This window comes from Pseudomonas sp. BGI-2 (assembly GCF_004310295.1).
Classification (GTDB): Bacteria; Pseudomonadota; Gammaproteobacteria; order Pseudomonadales; family Pseudomonadaceae; genus Aquipseudomonas.
The window spans coordinates 129,376-151,184 of the sequence record NZ_SISB01000003.1 but is presented as its reverse complement, the minus strand read 5'-3'; the positions used below and the strand labels follow the sequence as shown (position 1 = coordinate 151,184).

Sequence of the window (21,809 nt, the reverse complement as noted above, 5' to 3'; positions counted from 1 at the left end):
ACAATCGCATACAAAAAACTCAGTCACAATAATTTTATTCTTTACTCATTTAGAAAGTTCTGTAGGTCGATTCCTAACACCCCATCATTACGGGGCTGTACAGCGCTTCTCGCTAATTAATATTTCGGAAAATAATTAATATATTAGGAACGCTCATGTAGCTATCAGTTAAGAATCTGTGGAAATTTGTAACTTTTAAACGAAACTGGGACTACACCGCAATCGACGGCAACGGTAAGCCATTCAGCGATTGCGCACTGCTGGCCTGCTCAGCCATCAGCCAGTCCACAAACTGTTGAATCAGTGCGCCACGCCGTTTTCGTTGGGGCAGGACCACGTAATAGCCGAGCCTGGAAATGACCGTTTGCGCAATCGGTCGGCACAACAATCCCTGCGCCAGCAAGTTATCCACAAGGTGTCGCCAGCCAATCGCCACCCCTTGGCCGCCAATCGCCGCTTGAATCAACAACGTGTAATTGTCGAAGCGCAATTGCCCTGGCGCGGGTGCCGAAGCAATCCCCAACTCACGAAACACGCCGCTCCAGTCGAACCAGTTGCTGCTGTTCTCACCTCGAAGGTGCAGCAGCGGGAGTTCCAGAAGTGATTGGACCGGCAAGGGCAGGGCGCGGTCCTTCAGCAACAGTGGGCTGCACACCGGAAATACTTCTTCGCTGAACAACCAATGGCTTTCACCCTGCTTGAATCGACCATCACCAAACAACACTGCCACATCGATATCGGTGCGCAGCATGTTGAGGCTGCGTTCGCTGGTGACCAGGCTGACGTCCACTTGAGGATTGGCGGCATGAAAGCGGTGCAGGCGCGGCATCAGCCAATAGGCGGCAAAGGCGAAATCGGTGGCGACCTGCAACACTTCATGTTGGTGCTGTGCACTGATCGCGCTCAATCCTGAATTGATATTCTGCAATCCGAGCTGAACCTGCTCAAACAGGATTGTCCCGGGCTCGGTCAATTCGATGCCACGGTAGATACGGTCGAAGAGCCGCGTTCCGAGTTGTTCTTCCAACCGTTTGATCTGCTGACTGATGGCCGGTTGCGTGGTGCCAAGCTCCACCGCAGCAGCGGTGAAGCTGCGCTGACGAGCCGCCGCTTCAAAGGCGCGAAGCAAATCCAGAGACAAATCACCAAGAGCGTCATACATAAGCTGTGCTTATCCTAGTCATTGCCGCGCATGGGCTTTACCACAAATTGCTTGGGCTACATGCTCGATCGCAGCACTCTCGCATAAATATTCACTATGGAATGCCGCGATCACATGAAGCGCAAGAATATTCTTTTCATCATGGCCGATCAGATGGCCGCGCCAATGTTGCCGTTCTACGGTCCTTCGCCCATCAAACTGCCTAATCTCAGCCGCCTCGCCGCCGAAGGCGTGGTGTTCGACGCCGCTTATTGCAACAGCCCACTGTGCGCGCCCTCGCGTTTCACCCTGGTCAGCGGACAGTTGCCAAGCAAGATCGGCGCCTACGACAACGCGGCCGATTTTCCTGCCGATGTACCGACTTATGCCCACTACCTGCGTCGACTCGGCTACCGCACCGCGTTGTCGGGCAAGATGCATTTCTGTGGTCCGGATCAGCTCCACGGCTATGAAGAACGCCTGACCAGCGACATCTACCCGGCCGATTACGGCTGGTCTGTGAACTGGGATGAGCCGGACGTGCGTCCGACCTGGTTCCACAACATGTCTTCGGTGCTGCAAGCCGGGCCGTGCGTGCGCACCAATCAGCTGGATTTCGACGAAGAGGTGGTGTTCAAGGCCCAGCAATACCTGTTCGATCATATCCGCGAGGACGGCAATCAGCCGTTCTGTCTGACCGTGTCGATGACTCACCCACACGATCCGTACACGATTCCCAAGGCTTTTTGGGATATGTACGACGACGCCGACATCCCTTTGCCCGAAACCCCGGCGCAAACCGAACTCGATCCGCACTCCCAGCGTTTGCTCAAGGTGTATGACCTGTGGGGCAAGCCGCTGCCTGTGGATAAGATTCGCGACGCTCGACGCGCGTATTTCGGCGCGTGCAGCTATATCGACAGCAACGTCGGCAAACTCCTGCAAACACTCGAAGAAACCGGGCTGATCGACGACACCATCATTGTCTTCTCCGGCGACCACGGCGACATGCTTGGCGAGCGTGGCCTCTGGTACAAAATGCACTGGTTCGAAATGGCCGCCCGCGTACCGCTGTTGATCAGTGCACCGGGGCAATTCGGGGCTGGCCGAGTCAGCGCTGCCGTGTCCACCGCCGACCTGCTGCCCACCTTTGTGGAACTGGCCGGTGGTTCACTGGAGCCGGGGTTGCCGCTGGACGGCCGCTCGCTGGTCTCGCACCTGCAAGGGCAGGGCGGTCACGACGAAGTCTTCGGCGAATACATGGCCGAAGGCACCATCAGTCCTTTGATGATGATCCGGCGGGGTGCTTACAAATTCATCTACAGCGAAGACGACCCTTGCCTACTCTTCGATGTACACAATGATCCGCGCGAACAGGAAGAACTCAGTCAATCGCCGCAACATCGGCCATTGTTCGAAGATTTTCTGGCCGAAGCACGGGCCAAATGGGACATTCCGGCGATTCACCAACAAGTGCTCGCCAGTCAGCGGCGCCGGCGTTTCGTCGCCGATGCGCTGACCATCGGCAAGTTGAAGAGCTGGGATCACCAGCCGCTGGTGGACGCCAGTCAGCAGTACATGCGCAACCACATCGACCTCGACGATCTGGAACGTAAAGCACGTTATCCACAACCCTGCCAAAACCAATAATGTTAAGGGGAAGTTCATGCAAAAGTTATCCACAGTACTGACGGTCGGGCTACTGGCTCTGGGCAGTGCATCGGCGTTCGCCGATCAGAGTTGCGACACGGTGAAAATGGCCGACCCAGGCTGGAGCGACATCGCCGCGACCAACGCCATTACCGGGTTTCTGCTGGACGGCATGGGCTACAAGGCCAAGGTCGACACCCTCGCTGTGCCGATCATCTTTGGCGGGTTGAAGGATGGCCAGGTCGACGTGTTCCTGGGTAACTGGATGCCGGCGCAGCAGGGCTTCTACGACAAGTTCGTCGCCACGGGCGATGTCACGCAACTGGCGAAGAACCTCGACGGCACCGAATTCACCCTGGCCGTCCCGGATTATGTGTGGGACGCGGGTGTGCATAACTTTTCCGACCTGAACAAATATGCCGACAAGTTCGACAAGAAAATCTACGGCATCGGCTCGGGCGCCCCGGCGAACATCTCGCTGCAAGAGATCATCAAGAAGAACGACTTCGACATGGGTCAGTGGAAACTGGTCGAGTCCAGCGAGCAGGCCATGCTGGCTGAAGTGTCCCGCGCGGTGAAGAAACAGAAGTTCGTGACCTTCCTCGGCTGGACGCCGCACCCGATGAACGTGCAATTGAAAATGCATTACCTGAAGGGCGGCGAGAAGTACTTTGGCGACACCGGCAGCGTTTATACACTCACCCGCAAAGGTTATGCACAGGCCTGTCCGAACGTTGGCAAGCTGCTCACCAACCTGAGTTTCACCCAGGAGATGGAGAACAGCATCATGGCCGAGGTGGTGAACAAGAAAGTCAGCAATGCCGATGCGGCCAAGGCGTGGATCAAGGCGAATCCCGCCGTACTGGATAAATGGCTGGATGGCGTGAAGACCGTGGATGGGAAGGATGCGTTGCCGGCAGTAAAAGCCAAACTTTAACCAACCCTGTAGGAGCGAGGCTTGCCCGCGAAGAACGATAACGCGGTTCTTTAGAAAAACCGCGTTATCGTTCTTCGCGGGCAAGCCTCGCTCCTACAGGGGGAAGGATCGTCGTCTGTCCTGATACCCTTGCGCAAAATTCTCAACCGAGAGGACCCATGGCCTTCCCCAGCCGCCATTCACTCTTCCCCTTCCTTTCCTGGTTGCCCCGGCAAACCCGTGCCAGCGTCGGTCGTGACCTGATCGTTGGCCTCAGCGGCGCCATTCTTGCGCTGCCACAATCCATTGCCTACGCCCTGATCGCCGGTCTCCCGCCGGAATACGGCCTGTACGCCGCAATCATCCCGGTGCTGATCGCTTGCCTATGGGGTTCGTCGTGGCATTTGATCTGCGGTCCTACGGCGGCGATTTCCATCGTCCTGTACGCGAGTGTCAGCCCTCTGGCGGTTCCCGCGTCAGAGGACTACGTCACCCTGATCCTGCTGCTGACGCTGCTCGCCGGGATTTTCCAGTGGCTGCTCGGTTTGCTGCGCTTTGGCGCCCTGGTGAATTTCGTTTCGCACTCGGTGGTGCTGGGCTTCACTCTCGGCGCGGCGGTGGTGATCGCCATCGGCCAACTGCCTAACCTGCTGGGGCTGGACCTGCCCAATCAGTCCACCGCACTGGACAGCTTTTTGATGGTGTTCAGACATCTCGGCGAAGTGGATAAACCTTCGCTGGTGCTGGGGCTGGCCACCGTTGTGGTGGGCGTGATCCTGAAATTACTGCTGCCACGCTGGCCGACGCTGTTAATCACCTTGGTGCTGAGCGGGCTGCTGGTGTGGTTCTGGCCGTCGATGTTTGGCCATGTGAAGTTGGTCAGTGCGTTTGTCGGGCGGTTGCCGCCCTTCAGTCCGCTGCCGCTGGACCTTGATCTGATCCTGCGCCTGCTGCCCAGCGCCGTGGCGGTGGGGATGCTCGGACTGGTGACGAGCCTGTCAATTGCCCGTTCCTTGTCGGCGCGGTCACAGCAATTGCTCGACGCCAATCAGGAAGTCCGTGCCCAGGGTTTTTCGAACATGGTCGGGGCGTTTTTCTCTGGCTCGCTGTCAGCCGGTTCGTTCACCCGCTCGGGCCTGAGCTACGAAGCGGGCGCCTGCTCACCGATGGCCGGCGTTTTTTCGGCGGTGTGGGTGGCGTTGTTTGCGATCTTCGGCGCGAAGTTGATTGCGCACATTCCGATCCCGGCCATGGCCGGCAGCATTTTGTTGATCGCTTGGGGATTGGTGGACCATCGGGGTATTCGCGCGTTGTGGAGGGTCAGTCGCGCCGAGTTCCTGGTCATGGCGCTGACCTGCGTCGCCACGCTGTTGCTGGAGTTGCAGACCGCGATCTATGCCGGGGTCTTGGCTTCGCTGTTCTTTTACCTCAAGCGAACTTCGCAACCGCGGGTGCAGCATTGGCGCGAAGGCGATGAAGACATTCTGCGGGTCGGCGGTTCGATCTTTTTCGGCGCCAGCCATTACCTGCAAGTGCGCCTGCAACGGATGCACGGCGCGCGCGTGGTGATCGAGGCGCAGCAGATCAACTTTATCGACTATTCAGGTGTGGAAATGCTGCATCAGGAAGCGCGGCGGTTGCTCAAACAGGATCGCAGCCTGACCTTGCGGCGCGCACGGCCGCAGGTGGTGGAAGAGTTGCGCAAGCTTGAAGGCGCGGAGAAATGCCCGATCCGGTTTGAGGATTGAGGATTGAGGATTGAACCCTGTAGGAGCGAGGCTTGCCCGCGAAGCTTTTGGCGTACTTGAGGACGCCTTCGCGGGCAAGTCGGACCGCCGCACCGCTCGCTCCTACAGTTTATGCGGCGAGCTGGCGGCGGAGTTCTGCCAATACCGGCGCCGTGTCCGGCCGCACACCGCGCCACAGGAAGAACGCTTCCGCCGCTTGTTCAGCGAGCATTCCCAACCCATCCATCGACAACGCCGCGCCGTGCTCACTGGCCCAACGGCAGAACGAGGTCGGCTCCTTGCCGTACATCATGTCGTAGCACACCGTCTTGCCCGGTTCGATCAGGCTGCTGGCAATCGGCGGTACATCGCCTGACAAGCTCGCCGACGTCGCGTTGATGATCAGGTCTACCGATTCCCGCAGCCAGTCAAAACCGCTGGCCGACACCGGCCCGAGGTCAGCGAACAACTCCGCCAGCAGTTCGGCTTTCTCCACCGTGCGGTTGGCAATGATCACCGATTCCGGCAACTCGGCCAGCAACGGTTCCAGCGCACCACGGACCGCGCCGCCGGCACCGAGCAGCAGGATACGTTTGCCCTTGAGGCTGAAACCGGCGTTAACCGTCAGGTCCCGCACCAGCCCTGCGCCGTCGGTGTTGTCGCCCAGCAAACTGCCATCGGCGAGTTTGCTCAAGGTGTTGACCGCACCGGCCCGCTGCGCACGCTCTGTCAGACTGTCAGCCAGGCGATAGGCTTCTTCCTTGAACGGCACCGTCACATTCGCCCCGCGACCTTCGGAGAAAAACGCTCGGGCGAAGTCGGAAAAGCCGTCGAGTGGCGCCAGCGAGGTGCTGTAGTCCAGTTGCTGAGCGGTCTGCTCGGCGAACAAGCGATGGATCAGCGGCGATTTGCTGTGGCCAATCGGGTTACCGAATACGACGTAACGATCCATCAGGATTCCTCTCAGGCCTTGGCCAACCAATCGCGGTCTTGCAGGAAGTATTCAGTCAGGCGTGCTTCTTCGCTGCCCGGCTCGGCCTTCCAGTCGTAGCCCCAGCGGACTTGCGGGGGCAGGGACATGAGGATCGACTCGGTACGCCCGCCCGATTGCAGGCCGAACAACGTGCCGCGGTCGTAAACCAGGTTGAACTCAACGTAGCGACCACGGCGGAATTCCTGGAACTCACGCTGTTTGGCGGTGAACGCGTCATTCTTGCGACGCTGCACGATCGGCAGGTACGCCTCGATGTAGGCGTCACCGATGGCGCGCATGAAAGCGAAGCTGGTGTCGAAGTCCCACTCATTCAAGTCATCAAAAAACAGACCGCCGATGCCCCGCGGTTCGTGGCGATGCTTGATATGGAAGTAAGTGTCGCACCAGGCTTTGTAACGCGGGTAGACATCCGGTCCGAACGGCGCGCAGGCCTGTTCGGCGACGCGGTGCCAGTGCACGCAGTCTTCTTCATTGCCGTAATAAGGGGTCAGGTCGAAACCGCCGCCGAACCACCAGACCGGTTCTTCGCCTTCTTTTTCAGCGATGAAAAAGCGCACATTGGCGTGGGAAGTCGGCACCTGCGGGTTGTGTGGGTGAATCACCAGCGACACGCCCAGGGCTTCGAAGCCTCGGCCAGCCAATTCGGGGCGGTGAGCGCTGGCGGACGGTGGGAGACCGCTGCCAAAGACGTGGGAAAAGTTGACGCCACCCTTTTCGATCACAGAGCCGTTTTCGATCACTCGCGTGCGACCGCCACCACCGGCAGGCCGGGTCCAGGCGTCTTCGACGAATTGCGTGCCACCGTCTTCAGCTTCCAGGGCAGCGCAAATACGGTCTTGCAGGTCGAGCAGGTAGGCTTTTACGGCCTCGGTGCGGGTCGTCATGTCATCACCTTGAATCGGGCAAAGCTGCGCGGCGTTTAACGGCCGGCGGCAAATTGCTGCGTAGGATAACACTGCACCTTGCCCCGCCGCAGTTGACGAAGATCAAGCTTAGGAGTCCGATAGGGAGCTTCGCAAATTGACCTAAGGAGAGTTCTGATGGCAAAGCGTATCCAGTTCCGCGCCCATGGCGGCCCCGAAGTACTTGAGCATGTCGACTATCAACCCGCCGAGCCCGGCCCGCAGCAGGTTCGCGTGACCAACAAGGCCATCGGCCTCAACTTCATCGACACCTACTACCGAAGCGGTCTCTATCCGCCGCCCGCCCTGCCATCGGGCGTGGGTTCGGAAGGTGCGGGCGTGGTCGAGGCAGTGGGCAGCCAAGTCACCCGCTTCAAGGTCGGTGATCGCGTGGCTTACGGCAGTGGACCGTTGGGCGCCTACAGCGACATTCACGTGTTGCCGGAGGCCAATCTGGTGCACCTGCCGGACGCCATCAGCTTCGAACAGGCTGCCGGGGTGATGCTCAAGGGCCTGACCGTGCAGTACCTGCTGCGTCAGACGTATGAACTCAAGGGTGGCGAAACCATCCTGTTCCACGCTGCCGCAGGCGGTGTCGGATCCCTGGCCTGCCAATGGGCCAAGGCCTTGGGCGTGAAGTTGATCGGCACGGTCAGTTCACCGGAGAAAGCCGCGCTGGCCAAGGCCAACGGTGCCTGGGCGACCATCGACTACAGCCACGAAAACGTCGCACAACGCGTACTGGAATTGACTGACGGCAAAAAAGTCCCGGTGGTGTACGACGGGGTTGGCAAAGACACCTGGCTGACGTCGCTCGATAGCGCGGCACCACGGGGGCTGGTGGTGAGCTTCGGCAATGCCTCTGGCGCAGTGGACGGGGTGAACCTGGGGATATTGTCGGCGAAGGGTTCGTTGTACGTGACCCGGCCGACACTCGCGACTTATGCGAACAATGCGGAAAACCTGCAGCGTATGGCGGATGAGCTGTTTGAGATGATCATCAGCGGCAAGCTTACGGTGGACATCAGCCAGAAGTACCCATTGGCTGAAGCGGCGAAGGCGCAGACCGAGTTGTCGGCGCGGCGTACTACGGGTTCGACTGTTTTGTTGCCTTGAGAACGCCTTCGCGGGCAAGCCTCGCTCCTACAGAACCACGGTTGTTCACATAATTTGTGTCCGACCGTGGTTCTGTAGGAGCGAGGCTTGCCCGCGAAGAACGATGACGCGGTCTCAATCCGGGCGAATGACATTCCCGGTCGCGAGATCGCGAATCACACTCGGATTTTTGCGCCCGCCAAGGTTACCGCCGAGGATAAAATCCACCTGCCCACGGAAATACTGCTCGACGCGAATCCGCGTCCTTGCCGCCGGCCGCCCTTGAGGATTAGCCGAGGTCGACACCAACGGCCCCACCATCGCACACAAATCCCGCACCTGCGGGTGGTCGCTAACGCGCAGCGCCACCGTTTCATGCACACCCGTAATCCACAGGGGCAACAAATTCTGATGCGGCACCAGCCAGGTATTCGGCCCCGGCCAAGTGCTGGCCATGCGGTCCATCCACAGTTCGGGAAAGTCTTCGAACAGGAAGTCGAACTGACGAATATTGTCGGCCACCAGAATCAGGCCCTTTTCCATGGACCGGCCCTTGATCATCAGCAGACGAGAAACCGCGCCTTCGTCCCACGGATCGCAACCCAGGCCCCAGACCGCTTCGGTTGGATAGGCAATCACCGCCCCTGAGCGAACGGCTTGTGCGGCTTGTTGCACACGCCAATTGTTGACCATGAAAAACTCTCCGGAATAAGGCTCTGCGCAGTTTACCGATCTTCCTTATAAAACCTAGCTCACCCGCGCAAACCAGCGCCCGCTTTCGCACACGGCCTGACCCCCCATTTCCAGTTCCGTCAGCGCTGCCAGGACTTTGGACAAGGCCCAGCCACTGCTGACCGACAGTGCTTCACTGGTGTGGGGCGCGGCGTGAAGCAACATGAGGAGTGGATGAGTGGGTGCTTGCAGCGTCTCTGTGGATAACGGCAACCGTTGCCAGCCGCGCAAGGCTTCGAGGATATGCTCGATGGTTTCCACCAGCATTGCCCCGTCGCGGATCAATTGATGACACCCCTTGGCGCCTGGGTGATGGATCGACCCTGGAATCGCGTAGACCTCGCGCCCTTGTTCCGCCGCCAGTCTCGCCGTGATCAAAGACCCGCTGGCGACACTCGCCTCGACCACCAGCACGCCGAGGGATAAACCGCTAATGATCCGGTTACGCCGAGGAAAGTTGCCTGCGCTGGGGCCGGCGTCCAGCGGGAACTCGGAAAGCACCGCGCTGCCCGTCGCGATCATGGCATCGGCCAGCCGCCGATTGCGCTGTGGATAAAACTTTTCAAGTCCCGTGCCAAGTACCCCCACCGTTCGCCCGCCGACGTCCAGCGCAGCTTGATGCGCAGCTGCATCGATGCCCAGCGCCAGACCGCTGGTGATGACGAAACCGGCGCTGGCCAGGCTGCGCGAAAACGCAGCTGCGGTGTCCATGCCCGGCCGCGAGGCGCGACGACTGCCGACCATCGCCAATTGCGGTTTTTCCAGGATGCCGGGATCGCCTGCCACAAATAACAGCGGCGGCGCATCACTGATTTCCGCCAGCAGCGCCGGGTACTCAGGTTGGTCCCACATCAGTAAATGCTGGCCCGGACGCTCTAGCCAGGCCAATGCGTGGCTCGCGCCATCGCGCACTTCATTGGTGCGTCGGGCCTCGGCGCACGCCAGCGGCAAACCCAGCGAACGCCAGGCGCTGGCGGGGGCGCTGATGGCTTTTGACGCCGAGCCGAAGGCCTCGAGCAATTTCTTGAAACGCGCCGGGCCGAGTTCCGGCAACCGATGCAGACGTAGACGAGCTTCCAGTTCCGCAGGGGAAACCGGTGTGACAGCAGACAGCGACATGGATCATCCTTGATCGTTATGAGCCCCGTTCAAACGGGAATAAGCTGTGGATAACTCTGTTGGTAACTTGTGGAGCAGGCTAAGGGTTTCGCACTTTGTCCATGACGGCCAGCGAGCGCGAAGCGTGGAGTACCAACCCATAACTGAGTTTGTCGTAAGTACGGAAAACCATCAGCAAACCGGCACGCTCATCGGGAATTTTCAGCGGTTGGCCGGTGATCCGGTCACGCACGGTTTCACCGGTTTTCATCACCACCAGCACGTTGCCTTCAGCCAGGCCATCGCGTTGACCCTTGTTCAGGGTGACGACGTCCAGCGCGCCGATCTGGGTAACCCCGCGCGGCACATCGATGATCAAGCCGTTGATCTGGGTTTTTGGCGCACTGGGCATGAAGGTCGAGTTGATGGATCGCTCTTCGCCGCTGAACAAACGGTCGCCGAGACGGACTTCCTGAGTCGTGCGTTGCAGCGCCAACGTGGCGACGTCGCCTTCGGTGGCCACAATCTCGCCACCGCCGATGTCATCGGCATTGATGCCCAAAAACTCTTTGCTGTCAGGATCGGTATAAACCTTGCCCTGACGGAAGATCCCGTACACCGGCTGGTTCGGATCGAAATGGCCACGGGCGAAAATACGGTCACCGGTGCCGCTGAGCACGCGTTCGGCATCGCCAGCGACAATGTAAGGCGCCTTGTCGAAGTCCTCGACCTTGTCGACGATGCGGTTGCTCAGCAAAAAGCTGTTGATCGATTGCAGCGGAATGCTCGGGATCGCATCGGCCACCGGGCTGCTGCGCACCCGTGGCGAGAGCTTGATGGTGCCGCGCGAAGCCCCGCGATTGAGGGTCAGGCGCGGCTGGCCGTTGACGTAGACCAGCGACAACGAGTCGCCAGGGTAGATGAGATTGGGGTTTTCAATCTGTGGATTGGCCTGCCAAAGCTCTGGCCACTTCCACGGCTCCCGGAGGAATTTTCCCGAAATGTCCCAGAGTGTGTCACCCGCCACCACTGTGTATTGCTGTGGAAAACCTTCCTTGAGTTGCACTTGCCCGTGCGCCAAACCGGCCGAGGCCAGAAGGAGCAAGGCGAGTAGTGATTTCCTCATGCGGTGAATCCCTTTATTATGTGCGTTCGCGTGAAACGCCAGAGCCCTCGTGGCTCGCTCCTCGTTTCTGAAAAGAAAAGGGAGCTACGCTTCACAACGGTAGCCGGCATCTTCGGACCCGCCAGGCCATCGCCCGACTTTACCTCACACGTGCAGCAATCAAGCTTATGGCCATTTTAGACATCCTCGAATTCCCCGACTCGCGCCTGCGCACTATCGCCAAACCTGTGGCCGTAGTGGACGACGAAGTGCGTCAGTTGGTCGATGACATGTTTGAAACAATGTATGAAGCGCCAGGCATCGGCCTCGCCGCGACCCAGGTCAACGTGCATAAACGTATCGTCGTGATGGACCTCTCCGAAGACCGCAGCGAACCACGGGTGTTCATCAACCCGGAGTTTGAATCCCTGACCGACGAGATGGAGCAATACCAGGAAGGCTGCCTCTCGGTGCCGGGCTTCTACGAAAACGTCGATCGCCCGCAGAAGGTCAAGGTCAAGGCTCTGGACCGCGACGGCAAGCCCTACGAACTGATCGCCGAAGGCTTGCTCGCCGTGTGCATCCAGCACGAATGCGACCACCTCAACGGCAAATTGTTCGTCGACTACCTGTCCAGCCTCAAACGCGACCGAATCAAGAAGAAACTGGAAAAGCTCCATCGCCAGAACGCTTGATGCCCTTCTTTCAAAGGCTTGCTGCGGCAAGCCTTTTTCTTTTCAGAGATTGCTCCCATGACTGAGCCACTGCGCATCGTCTTTGCCGGCACCCCGGAATTCGCCGCCGAACACCTAAAGGCCCTGCTCGACAGCCCTTACGAGATCGTCGCGGTTTACACCCAGCCGGACCGTCCGGCGGGCCGTGGGCAAAAGCTGATGCCGAGCCCGGTCAAGCAACTGGCGTTGGAAAACTCCATTGCGGTGCTGCAACCGTCGACGCTGCGCAACGAAGACGCTCAGGCTGAACTGGCCGCGCTCAAGCCGGATTTGTTGGTGGTGGTCGCGTACGGCCTGATCCTGCCGCAAGTGGTGCTGGATATTCCGCGCCTGGGCTGCATCAACAGCCACGCCTCGTTGCTGCCACGCTGGCGCGGCGCGGCGCCGATTCAGCGTGCCGTTGAAGCGGGCGACAGCGAAAGCGGCGTGACCGTGATGCGCATGGAACTGGGCCTCGACACCGGGCCGATGCTGCTGAAAGTCACCACGCCGATTACCGGCGAAGACACCGGCGGCAGCCTCCACGACCGTCTCGCCGAAATGGGCCCACCGGCCGTGATTCAGGCGATTGCCGGCCTCGCCGCCGGAACGCTGGAAGGCGAGGTGCAGGACGACAGCCTCGCCACGTATGCTCACAAATTGAACAAAGACGAAGCGCGCATCGACTGGAGCCGTCCGGCGATAGAGCTGGAACGCCTGGTCCGCGCCTTCAATCCGTGGCCGATCTGCCACAGCACGCTGACCGGTGAAGCGCTGAAAGTGCTGGCCGCGAGCCTCGCCGAAGGGCAGGGCGCACCGGGGCAAATCCTCAGCGCCAGCAAGGACGGCTTGATCGTCGCCTGTGGTGCGCAAGCCCTGTGCCTGACTCGTCTGCAATTGCCCGGCGGCAAGGCGCTGAACTTCAGCGACTTGTTCAACAGCCGTCGTGAGAAATTCGCCGTCGGCACCGTGCTTGGTCAAGCGGCGGACGCTCAATGAATCCACGTCTGGCCGCCGCCAAGGCACTCGCTGCTGTTCTTAACGGAAAAGCCTCACTCAACAGTTCTCTGCCGACACAAATGGACAAGGTTGAAGACCGTGATCGCGGTTTCACCCAGGACCTGGCGTTCGGCACGGCTCGCTGGCAACCCCGTCTGTCGGCACTGGCGGCCAAGTTGCTGCAGAAGCCATTCAAGGCAGCGGACGCCGATGTCGAGGCGCTGCTGCTGGTAGGCCTCTACCAACTGCTTTACACCCGCGTCCCGGCCCACGCCGCCATCGGCGAAACCGTCGGATGCGCTGACAAGCTGAAAAAGCCCTGGGCCAAGGCATTGTTGAATGCTGTTTTGCGCCGCGCCCAGCGTGAAAGCGAAGCACTGCTGACCGAGCTGGAACACGACCCGGTGGTGCGCACCGCGCATCCGCGCTGGCTGCAAAAATCCCTCAAGGCGTTCTGGCCTGAGCAGTGGGAAGCCATCTGCACAGCGAACAATGCGCACCCGCCGATGATTCTGCGGGTGAACCGCCGTCATCACACTCGCGACGCTTACCTCGGGTTACTGACTGAGGCCGGCATCGCCGCCACGCCATGCGTTTACAGTCAGGACGGCATCATCCTCGAAGCGCCGGCCGACGTGCGCAGCCTGCCGGGTTTCGCCGAAGGCTGGATCAGCGTTCAGGACGAAGCGGCGCAACTGGCCGCCGACCTGCTCGACCTGGCGCCGGGCCAACGGGTGCTGGACGCCTGCTGTGCACCGGGCGGCAAGACCTGCCACATCCTCGAAGCCGAGCCAAAACTGGCGGGCGTCGTGGCGGTGGATCTGGAAGCCAAGCGTCTGGTGCGAGTGCGCGAGAACCTTGCACGCCTGGGCCTGAGCGCCGATCTGTTCGCCGCCGACGGCCGCGACACCGCGACTTGGTGGGACGGCAAACCGTTCCAGCGCATTCTGCTCGACGCGCCGTGCTCGGCCACCGGCGTGATCCGTCGTCACCCGGACATCAAGCTGACTCGCCAACCGGACGACATCGCCGCACTCGCGGTGCTTCAGGGCGAATTGCTCGATGCCCTGTGGATAACGCTGGAGGTGGGCGGGATTCTGCTTTACGCCACCTGCTCCACGCTGCCGACCGAGAACACCGAAGTCATCGAAGCCTTCCTCGCTCGCACGCCGGGCGCTCGTGAACTGGACCTCGCCACGGCAGCCGGCATCAAGCAGCCTCACGGTCGCCAGTTGCTGGCCCAGGAAGGCGGCCACGACGGGTTCTACTACGCCAAGCTGATCAAGATCGCCGCCGCGCGCGGTTAACCGGTTTTAAGGGAGTGACTGGATGAAAATCATCATCCTCGGTGCGGGGCAGGTCGGCGGTTCGCTGGCGGAACATCTGGCCAGCGAGGCCAACGACATTACCGTGGTCGACACCGACGGCGAACGCCTGCGCGATCTCGGCGATCGGCTGGACATCCGCACCGTGCAAGGCCGCGGCTCACTGCCGACGGTGCTGCGTCAGGCCGGCGCGGACGATGCCGACATGCTGGTGGCGGTGACTAACAGCGACGAAACCAACATGGTGGCCTGTCAGGTTGCCCACACCCTGTTTCACACCCCGACCAAGATCGCCCGGGTCCGCGAAGCTGCGTACCTGACGCGTTCCGAGCTGTTTGATAACGACGCGATTCCGGTAGACGTGCTGATCAGCCCGGAACAAGTGGTCACCAATTACATCAAGCGCCTGATCCAGCATCCCGGCGCGTTGCAGGTGATCGACTTCGCCGAAGGCAAAGCGCAACTGGTGGCGGTGAAGGCGTACTACGGCGGACCGTTGGTGGGTCAGCAACTGCGCCAGTTGCGTGAACACATGCCGAATGTCGAAACCCGCGTGGCGGCTATTTTCCGTCGCGATCGGCCGATCCTGCCCCAGGGCGATACGGTGATCGAAGCCGACGACGAAGTGTTTTTCATCGCTGCCAAGGCGAATATTCGCGCAGTGATGAGCGAAATGCGCCGACTGGATGAAACCTACAAGCGCATCGTCATCGCCGGTGGCGGGCAGATCGGTGAGCGTCTGGCCGAGGCGATCGAAAGCCGTTATCAGGTGAAGATCATCGAGATGAACCCGGCCCGCTGCCGCCATCTCTCGGACACCCTCGACAGCACCGTGGTATTGCAGGGCAGTGCCTCCGACCGCGACTTGCTGATGGAAGAGAACATCGCCGACGCGGATATCTTCCTGGCCCTGACCAACGATGACGAAGCCAACATCATGTCCTCGCTGCTGGCCAAGCGCCTGGGCGCGAAGAAGGTGATGACGATCATCAACAACCCGGCTTACGTTGATTTGATCCAGGGCGGCGATATCGACATCGCCATCAGCCCGCAACTGGCGACCATCGGCACGCTGCTGGCCCACGTGCGACGCGGCGATATCGTCAGCGTGCACTCATTGCGGCGCGGGGCGGCGGAGGCCATCGAGGCGATTGCCCATGGCGATGAGAAGTCGAGCAAGGTGATTGGCAAGGCCATCGAGAACATCGGCTTGCCGCCGGGCACCACGATTGGCGCGATCATTCGTGATGAAGAAGTGATCATCGCCCACGATGACACGGTGATCGCGGCGGGCGACCATGTGATTCTGTTCCTTGTGGATAAGAAGCATATTCGGGATGTGGAGAAGCTGTTTCATGTGGGGCTCAGCTTCTTCTGATCTCGCAACCAGATCGTTCCCACGCTCTGCGTGGGAATGCCTCAACGGACGCTCCGCGTTCGGCTTTAGATGGGGCGCAGAGCGTCCCGGGCTGCATTCCCACGCAGAGCGTGGGAACGATCACTGACTGAGGGGAAACACCGATGCTCGAATCCCTGGAAAAAATGCTCGCCAAGGGTGTGGATAACTCATTGCTGCGCTTCGGCCTGGGCAAGGGCTATCTGGACCTTGGGGAAAACGCCAAGGCTGCCGAGCATTTCCAGCGCTGCGTCGAATTCGATCCAAAGTATTCGGCGGCCTGGAAGCTGTTAGGCAAGGCCCATCTGGGGCTCGCAGACTTTGCGGCTGCGCGTCAGGCGTGGGAGCAGGGCCTGGAAGCCGCCCGCGCCCATGGTGACAAGCAAGCAGAGAAGGAGATGACGGTGTTTTTGAAAAAGCTTGAGCGTCAGGCGCACTGATCAGAGGTAGCGCAGGCCAATGCCGTCGGCATCTACCAGCACCACTTCCATGCGCACTCGCGGCGCGCCTGTGGGCAAGTCCTGCACCTGTCCATAAACCACCGCGCCTTTAGGCAACGACGACAAGCCCGGATGCTTGACGTAGACGCCCGTGGTGGAGAGGTTGCGGGTCTGGCCGAGGCATTCGCCGAAGCTTTCGTGAGTGATCTTGATGCGAAACGATTTGTGGTGTTCGGACATCTTTTGCGCCCTTGTATGAACCGTTGTGGATAACCTGAACCTGTAGGAGCGAAGCTTGCTCGCGAAGGCGATATCACATCCAATCAATGTTGACTGTAATGGCCTCTTCGCGAGCAAGCTTCGCTCCTACAGGTTTGAGTTATCCACAGATCATGCCAATCAACTCAATACCAGCGTTCTTCGCCCGGCGGCCGCTTCTTGAAGCGCTTCATGCTCCACATGTACTGGCTCGGATAAGCGCGCACATAACGCTCGACCACCTGGCTCATGGCCGCGCAGGACGTTTGCGTATCGGTGCTGTACATGGCCTCTGGCGCGGCTTCCAGGATCACTTTGTACCCCGAACCATCCGGCAGCCGCAGCGCATGCAGGAACACGCCGACCGCTTTGCCGCCGGCGAGCATATTCGGTACGAACTTGCTGGTCAGCGCCTGCGTGGCGAAGAACGGCACGAAAATCCCGGCGGATTCGGCCGGTTCCGGGTCAGCGGGAATACCCACTGCACCACCTTTGCGCACTTCCTTGATGATGCTGAGGATGCCTTCCTTGGTGGAAGCGGCCACGCGGTTGCCCAGTTGTACGCGCTGTTTGCGCAGCAAATCGTCCACCGCTTTCAACTTGGGCGGGCGATAAAAAATGATCGGTTTGCACTGGTTGCAATAGAAGTGGTTCAACACTTCCCAATTGCCCAAGTGGCTGGTGATGCCGACGACACCTTTGCCGGAGGCGAGGGCGTCCTTCAACACGTCGAGCCCTTCGACTTCACGCACCAGGTCGATGGAACGCTGGGCGGGCCAGATCCAGGCGCAGGCGCTTTCGGTCAGGGACTTGCCGATGTCTCTAAGGCTCTGGCCGACAAGACGCTCGCGTTCAACCGGGTCCATCTGCGGAAAGCATTTGGCGAGGTTGATCCGCACCACATCGCGGGAACGGTTGGGGGTTTTCCACATCACCCAGCCAATGGCCGAGCCCACTGCTTGCACTGCCCACCACGGGAGCAGGGCAAACAGCCGCAGAGCGCCTACCAGCAAGGCGCCTTTAAACTTATCCACAGGTCACTCCTGATCTTGTGCTGTGCGCGAGGCGGCTATTCTAACCGCCGTTCGCCAGCGTCGCGTAACGATCGCAATCCTGGGTGTGGTCCATGACCATTCCCGAGGCCTGCATCAGCGCGTAGCAAATGGTCGGGCCGACGAAGGTGAAACCGGCCTTTTTCAGGCCTTTGCTCATCTCCACGGCGGTTGGGGTCACGGCCGGCACTTCACTGCGATCCTTGAAATGATTGATCACAGGCGTGCCGCCGACGAAGGACCAGAGAAACGCTACCGGGTCCTCCAGCGCCAGCCAGGCCTGGGCGTTGCGGCGGGCTGCATTGAGTTTGAGGCGATTGCGAATGATCCCCGGATCAAGCATCAATTCATCGATTTCCGCGTCGCTCATCTGCGCCACCCGTTGCACGTCGAAGCCGAACAACACCTCGCGATATCGCTCACGTTTACGCAGCACGGTGATCCAGGCAAGGCCGGCCTGGAACCCTTCGAGCAAAAGCAACTCGAACAATCCCTGCGCATCGCGTAGCGGCGTACCCCACTCCTGATCGTGATAAGCCATGTACAGCGGATCTTCGGAACACCAAAAGCAGCGTGGCATAAGGCTCCAGGGGGCGTGCGCAGGACCGAATCGGGTATACTCCCGCTCTTTAAATCGCAGCCCAAGAAACAGGTGAATTTCGTGAGCCAGCCTACGCCAGCCGTGCGTACCTTCCAAGACTTGATCCTCGCCCTCCAGCAATACTGGGCCGAGCAAGGTTGTGTGGTACTTCAGCCCTACGATATGGAAGTAGGCGCCGGCACTTTCCACACCGCTACATTCCTGCGCGCCATTGGCCCGGAAACCTGGAACGCCGCTTATGTGCAGCCCAGTCGTCGCCCGACTGACGGCCGCTACGGCGAAAACCCGAACCGTCTGCAGCACTACTACCAATTCCAGGTAGTCCTGAAGCCGAACCCGGACAACTTCCAGGAGCTGTACCTGGGCTCCCTCAAGCACGTCGGCCTGGACCCGCTGGTCCACGACATCCGCTTCGTCGAAGACAACTGGGAGTCACCAACGCTGGGCGCCTGGGGTCTGGGCTGGGAAGTCTGGCTCAACGGCATGGAGGTGACGCAGTTCACTTACTTCCAGCAAGCGGGCGGCATCGAGTGCTACCCGGTGACCGGCGAGATCACCTACGGTCTTGAGCGTCTGGCCATGTACCTGCAAGGCGTGGACTCGGTCTACGACTTGGTCTGGGCTGACGGCCCGATGGGCAAGGTCACCTACGGCGACGTGTTCCACCAGAACGAAGTGGAGCAGTCGACCTATAACTTCGAACACGCCAACGTCGAGAAGCTGTTCGAGCTGTTCGATTTCTATGAAAGCGAAGCCAAGCGCCTGATCGAACTCGACCAGCCGCTGCCGTTGCCGAGCTACGAAATGGTGTTGAAGGCGTCCCATACCTTCAACCTGCTGGATGCGCGCCGGGCGATCTCGGTGACCGCGCGTCAGCAATACATTCTGCGTGTCCGCACGCTGGCGCGTTCCGTTGCGCAAGCCTACCTGCTGGCTCGCGCCAAGCTGGGCTTCCCGATGGCGACCCCGGACCTGCGTGATGAAGTGTTGGCTAAGCTGGAGGCTGCACAATGAGTGCTCAAGATTTTCTGGTTGAACTGGGCACCGAAGAACTGCCACCCAAAGCCCTGAACACCCTGGCTGACGCGTTCCTGGCCGGTATCGACAAGGGCCTGCAAGCCGCTGGCCTGAACTACGAGACCAAAACCGTCTACGCTGCGCCACGTCGCCTGGCGGTGCTGATCACCTCGCTGGCGACCCATCAGCCGGATCGCAGCATCAACCTCGATGGCCCGCCACGTCAGGCCGCGTTCGATGCCGAAGGCAATCCGACTCAAGCGGCACTGGGCTTCGCCAAGAAGTGCGGCGTCGACCTGAGCGAAATCGATCAGAGCGGCCCGAAACTGCGCTACAGCCAAAGCATCGCCGGCAAGCCGACCGCGAGCCTGTTGCCAACTATCGTCGAAGACTCCCTGAACGACCTGCCGATCCCCAAGCGCATGCGCTGGGGTGCTCGCAAGGAAGAATTCGTTCGCCCGACCCAGTGGCTGGTGATGCTGCTCGGTGACCAGGTCATCGATTGCACGATCCTCGCCCAGACGGCCGGCCGCGATTCCCGTGGTCACCGCTTCCATCACCCGGAAAGCGTGCGCATCACCTCGCCGGCCAATTACCTGAGCGACCTGCGTGCCGCCTACGTACTGGCCGACGCCAACGAGCGTCGCGAGCTGATCAGCAAGCGCACCGAAGAGCTGGCGACGATGCAGGAAGGTACTGCGATCGTTCCACCTGCCTTGCTCGACGAAGTGACCGCGCTGGTTGAATGGCCGGTGCCGCTGGTGTGCTCGTTCGAGGAACGTTTCCTCGACGTGCCGCAAGAAGCCCTGATCACCACCATGCAGGACAACCAGAAGTACTTCTGCCTGCTGGATGCCGATGGCAAGTTGCTGCCACGTTTCATCACCGTGGCCAACATCGAAAGCAAAGACCCGCAGCAGATCATCGCCGGTAACGAGAAAGTGGTTCGCCCGCGCCTGACCGACGCCGAGTTCTTCTTCAAGCAAGACAAGAAGCAGAAACTCGAAGACTTCAACCTGCGTCTGCAAAACGTGGTGTTCCAGGAAAAACTCGGCAGCGTCTACGACAAGGCCGAGCGCGTTTCCAAACTCGCCGCGTTTATCGCTCAACGCATTGGCGGCAACGCAGCGTGGGCTTCCCGTGCCGGTCTGCTGTCCAAGTGCGACCTGGCAACCGAGATGGTCGGTGAGTTCCCGGAGATGCAAGGTGTTGCCGGTTACTACTACGCCCTCAACGACGGCGAGCCGGAAGAAGTCGCACTGGCACTGAACGAGCAGTACATGCCGCGCGGTGCCGGCGCTGAACTGCCGACCACCCTGACCGGCGCGGCCGTGGCCATTGCGGACAAGCTCGACACGCTGGTGGGCATTTTCGGCATCGGCATGTTGCCTACCGGTAGCAAAGACCCGTATGCCTTGCGCCGTGCTGCACTCGGCGTGTTGCGCATCCTGATCGACAAGAAACTCGACCTCGACCTGAACGACGCCGTGGCATTCGCCGTGAATGCATTCGGTGCCAAGGTCAAGGCTGCCGGCCTGAACGATTCGGTGCTGGAGTTCATCTTCGACCGTCTGCGTGCGCGTTACGAAGACGAAGGCGTGGATGTCGGGACTTACCTGTCGGTCCGTGCCCTGAAGCCGGGTTCGGCGCTGGACTTCGATCAGCGCGTACAAGCGGTGGAAGCGTTCCGCAAATTGCCGGAAGCCGCTGCACTGGCCGCGGTGAACAAACGCGTTTCGAACTTGCTGAGCAAGGTCGAAGGCTCTGTTCCGTCGGTCGTGGAAGCCAAGTACTTCGACAACGCCAACGAGTTCTCCCTGTACTCGGCGATCCAGCAGGCTGACCAGGCTGTCCAGCCGATGGCCGCTGCGCGTCAGTACAGCGAATCGCTGGCACGTCTGGCCGCCTTGCGCGAGCCAGTGGATGCGTTTTTCGAAGCGGTAATGGTCAACGCTGAAGACGCCAAGGTCCGCGCCAACCGTTATGCGTTGTTGGCGCGCCTGCGTGGGCTGTTCCTCGGCGTTGCCGATATTTCGATGCTGGGCTGAGGGACTGCTGTTGAAACTGCTGATTCTCGATCGTGACGGGGTGATCAATTACGACTCCGACGCGTACATCAAGTCGGTGGAGGAGTGGATTCCGCTCCCCGGTTCGATCGAAGCCATCGCGCAGTTGAGCAAGGCCGGCTGGACGGTGGCGGTCGCCACCAACCAGTCGGGCATCGCTCGCGGCTATTACGACATCGCAACCCTGGACGCCATGCACGAGCGCTTGCGCGCATTGGTGGCGGAGCAGGGCGGCGAGGTCGGGCTGATCGTCTACTGCCCGCACGGGCCGGACGACGGCTGCGACTGCCGCAAGCCAAAACCCGGGATGTTGAAAACCATCGCCGCACATTACAACGTATCGCTGAACCATCTATGGTTCGTCGGCGATACCCTTGGTGACCTGGAAGCCGCCAAAGCCGTCGATTCTCAGCCAGTTTTGGTTAAGACCGGGAAAGGTGAAAAGACTCTGGGCAAGACCCTACCGGTGGGGACCTTGATTTTTGACGATCTTGCGGCGATTGCCGCAGAACTTATCCACAATTAGAGTGCTTCTGATATTCCTGGCCAAGGATTGATCGGGGGTGCGCTTTATACAGACGG

21 protein-coding genes are annotated in these 21,809 nt (G+C 60.2%); 12 read left to right on the top strand and 9 right to left on the bottom strand.

All coding sequences use genetic code 11. The features are described from left to right. Positions 1–211: 211 nt before the first annotated feature. Positions 212–1,162: a LysR family transcriptional regulator gene (locus EYC95_RS03155; RefSeq protein WP_131059063.1), complete on the bottom strand. Its 951-nt coding sequence runs from the start codon at positions 1,160–1,162 to the stop codon at positions 212–214. Between the two features lie 114 nt (positions 1,163–1,276). On the opposite strand from EYC95_RS03155, the gene betC reads away from it, so the two are divergent. The 3 genes from betC to EYC95_RS03140 all read left to right on the top strand — a co-directional run bounded on the left by betC (position 1,277) and on the right by EYC95_RS03140 (position 5,455). Further along, complete coding sequence (gene betC, locus EYC95_RS03150; RefSeq protein ID WP_131059062.1) at positions 1,277–2,791, top strand: choline-sulfatase; 1,515 nt, start codon at positions 1,277–1,279, stop codon at positions 2,789–2,791. Positions 2,792–2,807: 16 nt separating this feature from the next. Further along, entirely contained in the window at positions 2,808–3,728 is a 921-nt protein-coding gene (gene choX / locus EYC95_RS03145) for a choline ABC transporter substrate-binding protein (RefSeq protein ID WP_131059061.1), read from the top strand. 158 nt (positions 3,729–3,886) lie between these two features. Beyond that, the gene (locus EYC95_RS03140; protein ID WP_131059060.1) at positions 3,887–5,455 is read left to right on the top strand and encodes a SulP family inorganic anion transporter; all 1,569 of its coding nucleotides are present in this window, start codon (positions 3,887–3,889) and stop codon (positions 5,453–5,455) included. 109 nt (positions 5,456–5,564) lie between these two features. Here the strand turns inward: EYC95_RS03140 and aroE are convergent, their stop codons facing one another. After that, on the bottom strand, positions 5,565–6,386 hold the full coding sequence (aroE, locus tag EYC95_RS03135) for a shikimate dehydrogenase (RefSeq protein WP_131059059.1): 822 nt from the start codon (positions 6,384–6,386) through the stop codon (positions 5,565–5,567). A gap of 11 nt (positions 6,387–6,397) precedes the next feature. Beyond that, the gene (gene hemF / locus EYC95_RS03130) at positions 6,398–7,312 is read right to left on the bottom strand and encodes an oxygen-dependent coproporphyrinogen oxidase (protein WP_131059058.1); all 915 of its coding nucleotides are present in this window, start codon (positions 7,310–7,312) and stop codon (positions 6,398–6,400) included. 156 nt (positions 7,313–7,468) lie between these two features. Between hemF and EYC95_RS03125 the strand changes: the two genes are divergently transcribed. Continuing rightward, positions 7,469–8,446: an NADPH:quinone reductase gene (locus EYC95_RS03125; RefSeq protein WP_131059057.1), complete on the top strand. Its 978-nt coding sequence runs from the start codon at positions 7,469–7,471 to the stop codon at positions 8,444–8,446. 114 nt (positions 8,447–8,560) lie between these two features. Here the strand turns inward: EYC95_RS03125 and EYC95_RS03120 are convergent, their stop codons facing one another. From EYC95_RS03120 to EYC95_RS03110, 3 genes are all read right to left on the bottom strand, one after another. Continuing rightward, complete coding sequence (locus EYC95_RS03120; RefSeq protein ID WP_131059056.1) at positions 8,561–9,118, bottom strand: L-threonylcarbamoyladenylate synthase; 558 nt, start codon at positions 9,116–9,118, stop codon at positions 8,561–8,563. Between the two features lie 54 nt (positions 9,119–9,172). Beyond that, the gene (gene dprA, locus EYC95_RS03115) at positions 9,173–10,276 is read right to left on the bottom strand and encodes a DNA-processing protein DprA (RefSeq protein WP_131059055.1); all 1,104 of its coding nucleotides are present in this window, start codon (positions 10,274–10,276) and stop codon (positions 9,173–9,175) included. A 79-nt stretch (positions 10,277–10,355) separates the two neighbouring features. Then, on the bottom strand, positions 10,356–11,381 hold the full coding sequence (locus EYC95_RS03110) for a LysM peptidoglycan-binding domain-containing protein (RefSeq protein ID WP_131059054.1): 1,026 nt from the start codon (positions 11,379–11,381) through the stop codon (positions 10,356–10,358). Positions 11,382–11,548: 167 nt separating this feature from the next. On the opposite strand from EYC95_RS03110, the gene def reads away from it, so the two are divergent. From def to EYC95_RS03085, 5 genes are all read left to right on the top strand, one after another. Further along, a complete protein-coding gene (gene def, locus EYC95_RS03105) occupies positions 11,549–12,055 on the top strand; it encodes a peptide deformylase (RefSeq protein WP_131059053.1) in 507 nt (168 codons plus the stop codon). Between the two features lie 57 nt (positions 12,056–12,112). Further along, positions 12,113–13,072 (top strand): methionyl-tRNA formyltransferase, encoded by a 960-nt coding sequence (gene fmt / locus EYC95_RS03100; protein WP_131059052.1) that lies wholly within the window; start codon positions 12,113–12,115, stop codon positions 13,070–13,072. After that, positions 13,069–14,379 carry a 16S rRNA (cytosine(967)-C(5))-methyltransferase RsmB gene (gene rsmB / locus EYC95_RS03095; RefSeq protein ID WP_131059051.1) on the top strand — a complete coding sequence of 437 codons (1,311 nt, stop codon included), beginning with the start codon at positions 13,069–13,071 and terminating at the stop codon, positions 14,377–14,379. Before fmt ends, rsmB begins: the two co-directional genes overlap by 4 nt. A 22-nt stretch (positions 14,380–14,401) precedes the next feature. Then, a complete protein-coding gene (gene trkA, locus EYC95_RS03090; protein ID WP_131059050.1) occupies positions 14,402–15,775 on the top strand; it encodes a Trk system potassium transporter TrkA in 1,374 nt (457 codons plus the stop codon). Between the two features lie 143 nt (positions 15,776–15,918). Continuing rightward, positions 15,919–16,233 (top strand): tetratricopeptide repeat protein, encoded by a 315-nt coding sequence (locus EYC95_RS03085; protein WP_131059049.1) that lies wholly within the window; start codon positions 15,919–15,921, stop codon positions 16,231–16,233. Here the strand turns inward: EYC95_RS03085 and EYC95_RS03080 are convergent, their stop codons facing one another. The 3 genes from EYC95_RS03080 to tag all read right to left on the bottom strand — a co-directional run bounded on the left by EYC95_RS03080 (position 16,234) and on the right by tag (position 18,123). Beyond that, entirely contained in the window at positions 16,234–16,473 is a 240-nt protein-coding gene (locus tag EYC95_RS03080; RefSeq protein ID WP_131059048.1) for a PilZ domain-containing protein, read from the bottom strand. A gap of 164 nt (positions 16,474–16,637) precedes the next feature. Next, a complete protein-coding gene (locus EYC95_RS03075; RefSeq protein ID WP_131059047.1) occupies positions 16,638–17,525 on the bottom strand; it encodes a lysophospholipid acyltransferase in 888 nt (295 codons plus the stop codon). A 40-nt stretch (positions 17,526–17,565) separates the two neighbouring features. After that, the gene (gene tag / locus EYC95_RS03070) at positions 17,566–18,123 is read right to left on the bottom strand and encodes a DNA-3-methyladenine glycosylase I (protein ID WP_131059046.1); all 558 of its coding nucleotides are present in this window, start codon (positions 18,121–18,123) and stop codon (positions 17,566–17,568) included. Positions 18,124–18,204: 81 nt separating this feature from the next. Between tag and glyQ the strand changes: the two genes are divergently transcribed. The 3 genes from glyQ to gmhB are packed head-to-tail and all read left to right on the top strand — an operon-like array spanning position 18,205 to position 21,753. Beyond that, a complete protein-coding gene (glyQ, locus tag EYC95_RS03065) occupies positions 18,205–19,158 on the top strand; it encodes a glycine--tRNA ligase subunit alpha (protein ID WP_008155694.1) in 954 nt (317 codons plus the stop codon). Next, a complete protein-coding gene (gene glyS / locus EYC95_RS03060; protein ID WP_131059045.1) occupies positions 19,155–21,209 on the top strand; it encodes a glycine--tRNA ligase subunit beta in 2,055 nt (684 codons plus the stop codon). Before glyQ ends, glyS begins: the two co-directional genes overlap by 4 nt. A 4-nt stretch (positions 21,210–21,213) precedes the next feature. After that, positions 21,214–21,753 (top strand): D-glycero-beta-D-manno-heptose 1,7-bisphosphate 7-phosphatase, encoded by a 540-nt coding sequence (gmhB, locus tag EYC95_RS03055; RefSeq protein ID WP_165557421.1) that lies wholly within the window; start codon positions 21,214–21,216, stop codon positions 21,751–21,753. The last annotated feature ends 56 nt before the right edge of the window (positions 21,754–21,809 follow it).

Coding starts and splice junctions, on each gene's coding strand:
- trkA (WP_131059050.1), top strand. CDS start 14,402: ATGAAAATCATCATCCTCGGTGCGGGGCAGGTCGGCGGTTCGCTGGCG.
- EYC95_RS03155 (WP_131059063.1), bottom strand. CDS start 1,162: ATGTATGACGCTCTTGGTGATTTGTCTCTGGATTTGCTTCGCGCCTTT.
- EYC95_RS03080 (WP_131059048.1), bottom strand. CDS start 16,473: ATGTCCGAACACCACAAATCGTTTCGCATCAAGATCACTCACGAAAGC.
- EYC95_RS03110 (WP_131059054.1), bottom strand. CDS start 11,381: ATGAGGAAATCACTACTCGCCTTGCTCCTTCTGGCCTCGGCCGGTTTG.
- EYC95_RS03140 (WP_131059060.1), top strand. CDS start 3,887: ATGGCCTTCCCCAGCCGCCATTCACTCTTCCCCTTCCTTTCCTGGTTG.
- fmt (WP_131059052.1), top strand. CDS start 12,113: ATGACTGAGCCACTGCGCATCGTCTTTGCCGGCACCCCGGAATTCGCC.
- def (WP_131059053.1), top strand. CDS start 11,549: ATGGCCATTTTAGACATCCTCGAATTCCCCGACTCGCGCCTGCGCACT.
- hemF (WP_131059058.1), bottom strand. CDS start 7,312: ATGACGACCCGCACCGAGGCCGTAAAAGCCTACCTGCTCGACCTGCAA.
- dprA (WP_131059055.1), bottom strand. CDS start 10,276: ATGTCGCTGTCTGCTGTCACACCGGTTTCCCCTGCGGAACTGGAAGCT.
- tag (WP_131059046.1), bottom strand. CDS start 18,123: ATGCCACGCTGCTTTTGGTGTTCCGAAGATCCGCTGTACATGGCTTAT.
- EYC95_RS03085 (WP_131059049.1), top strand. CDS start 15,919: ATGCTCGAATCCCTGGAAAAAATGCTCGCCAAGGGTGTGGATAACTCA.
- EYC95_RS03120 (WP_131059056.1), bottom strand. CDS start 9,118: ATGGTCAACAATTGGCGTGTGCAACAAGCCGCACAAGCCGTTCGCTCA.
- glyS (WP_131059045.1), top strand. CDS start 19,155: ATGAGTGCTCAAGATTTTCTGGTTGAACTGGGCACCGAAGAACTGCCA.
- choX (WP_131059061.1), top strand. CDS start 2,808: ATGCAAAAGTTATCCACAGTACTGACGGTCGGGCTACTGGCTCTGGGC.
- aroE (WP_131059059.1), bottom strand. CDS start 6,386: ATGGATCGTTACGTCGTATTCGGTAACCCGATTGGCCACAGCAAATCG.
- betC (WP_131059062.1), top strand. CDS start 1,277: ATGAAGCGCAAGAATATTCTTTTCATCATGGCCGATCAGATGGCCGCG.
- rsmB (WP_131059051.1), top strand. CDS start 13,069: ATGAATCCACGTCTGGCCGCCGCCAAGGCACTCGCTGCTGTTCTTAAC.
- EYC95_RS03125 (WP_131059057.1), top strand. CDS start 7,469: ATGGCAAAGCGTATCCAGTTCCGCGCCCATGGCGGCCCCGAAGTACTT.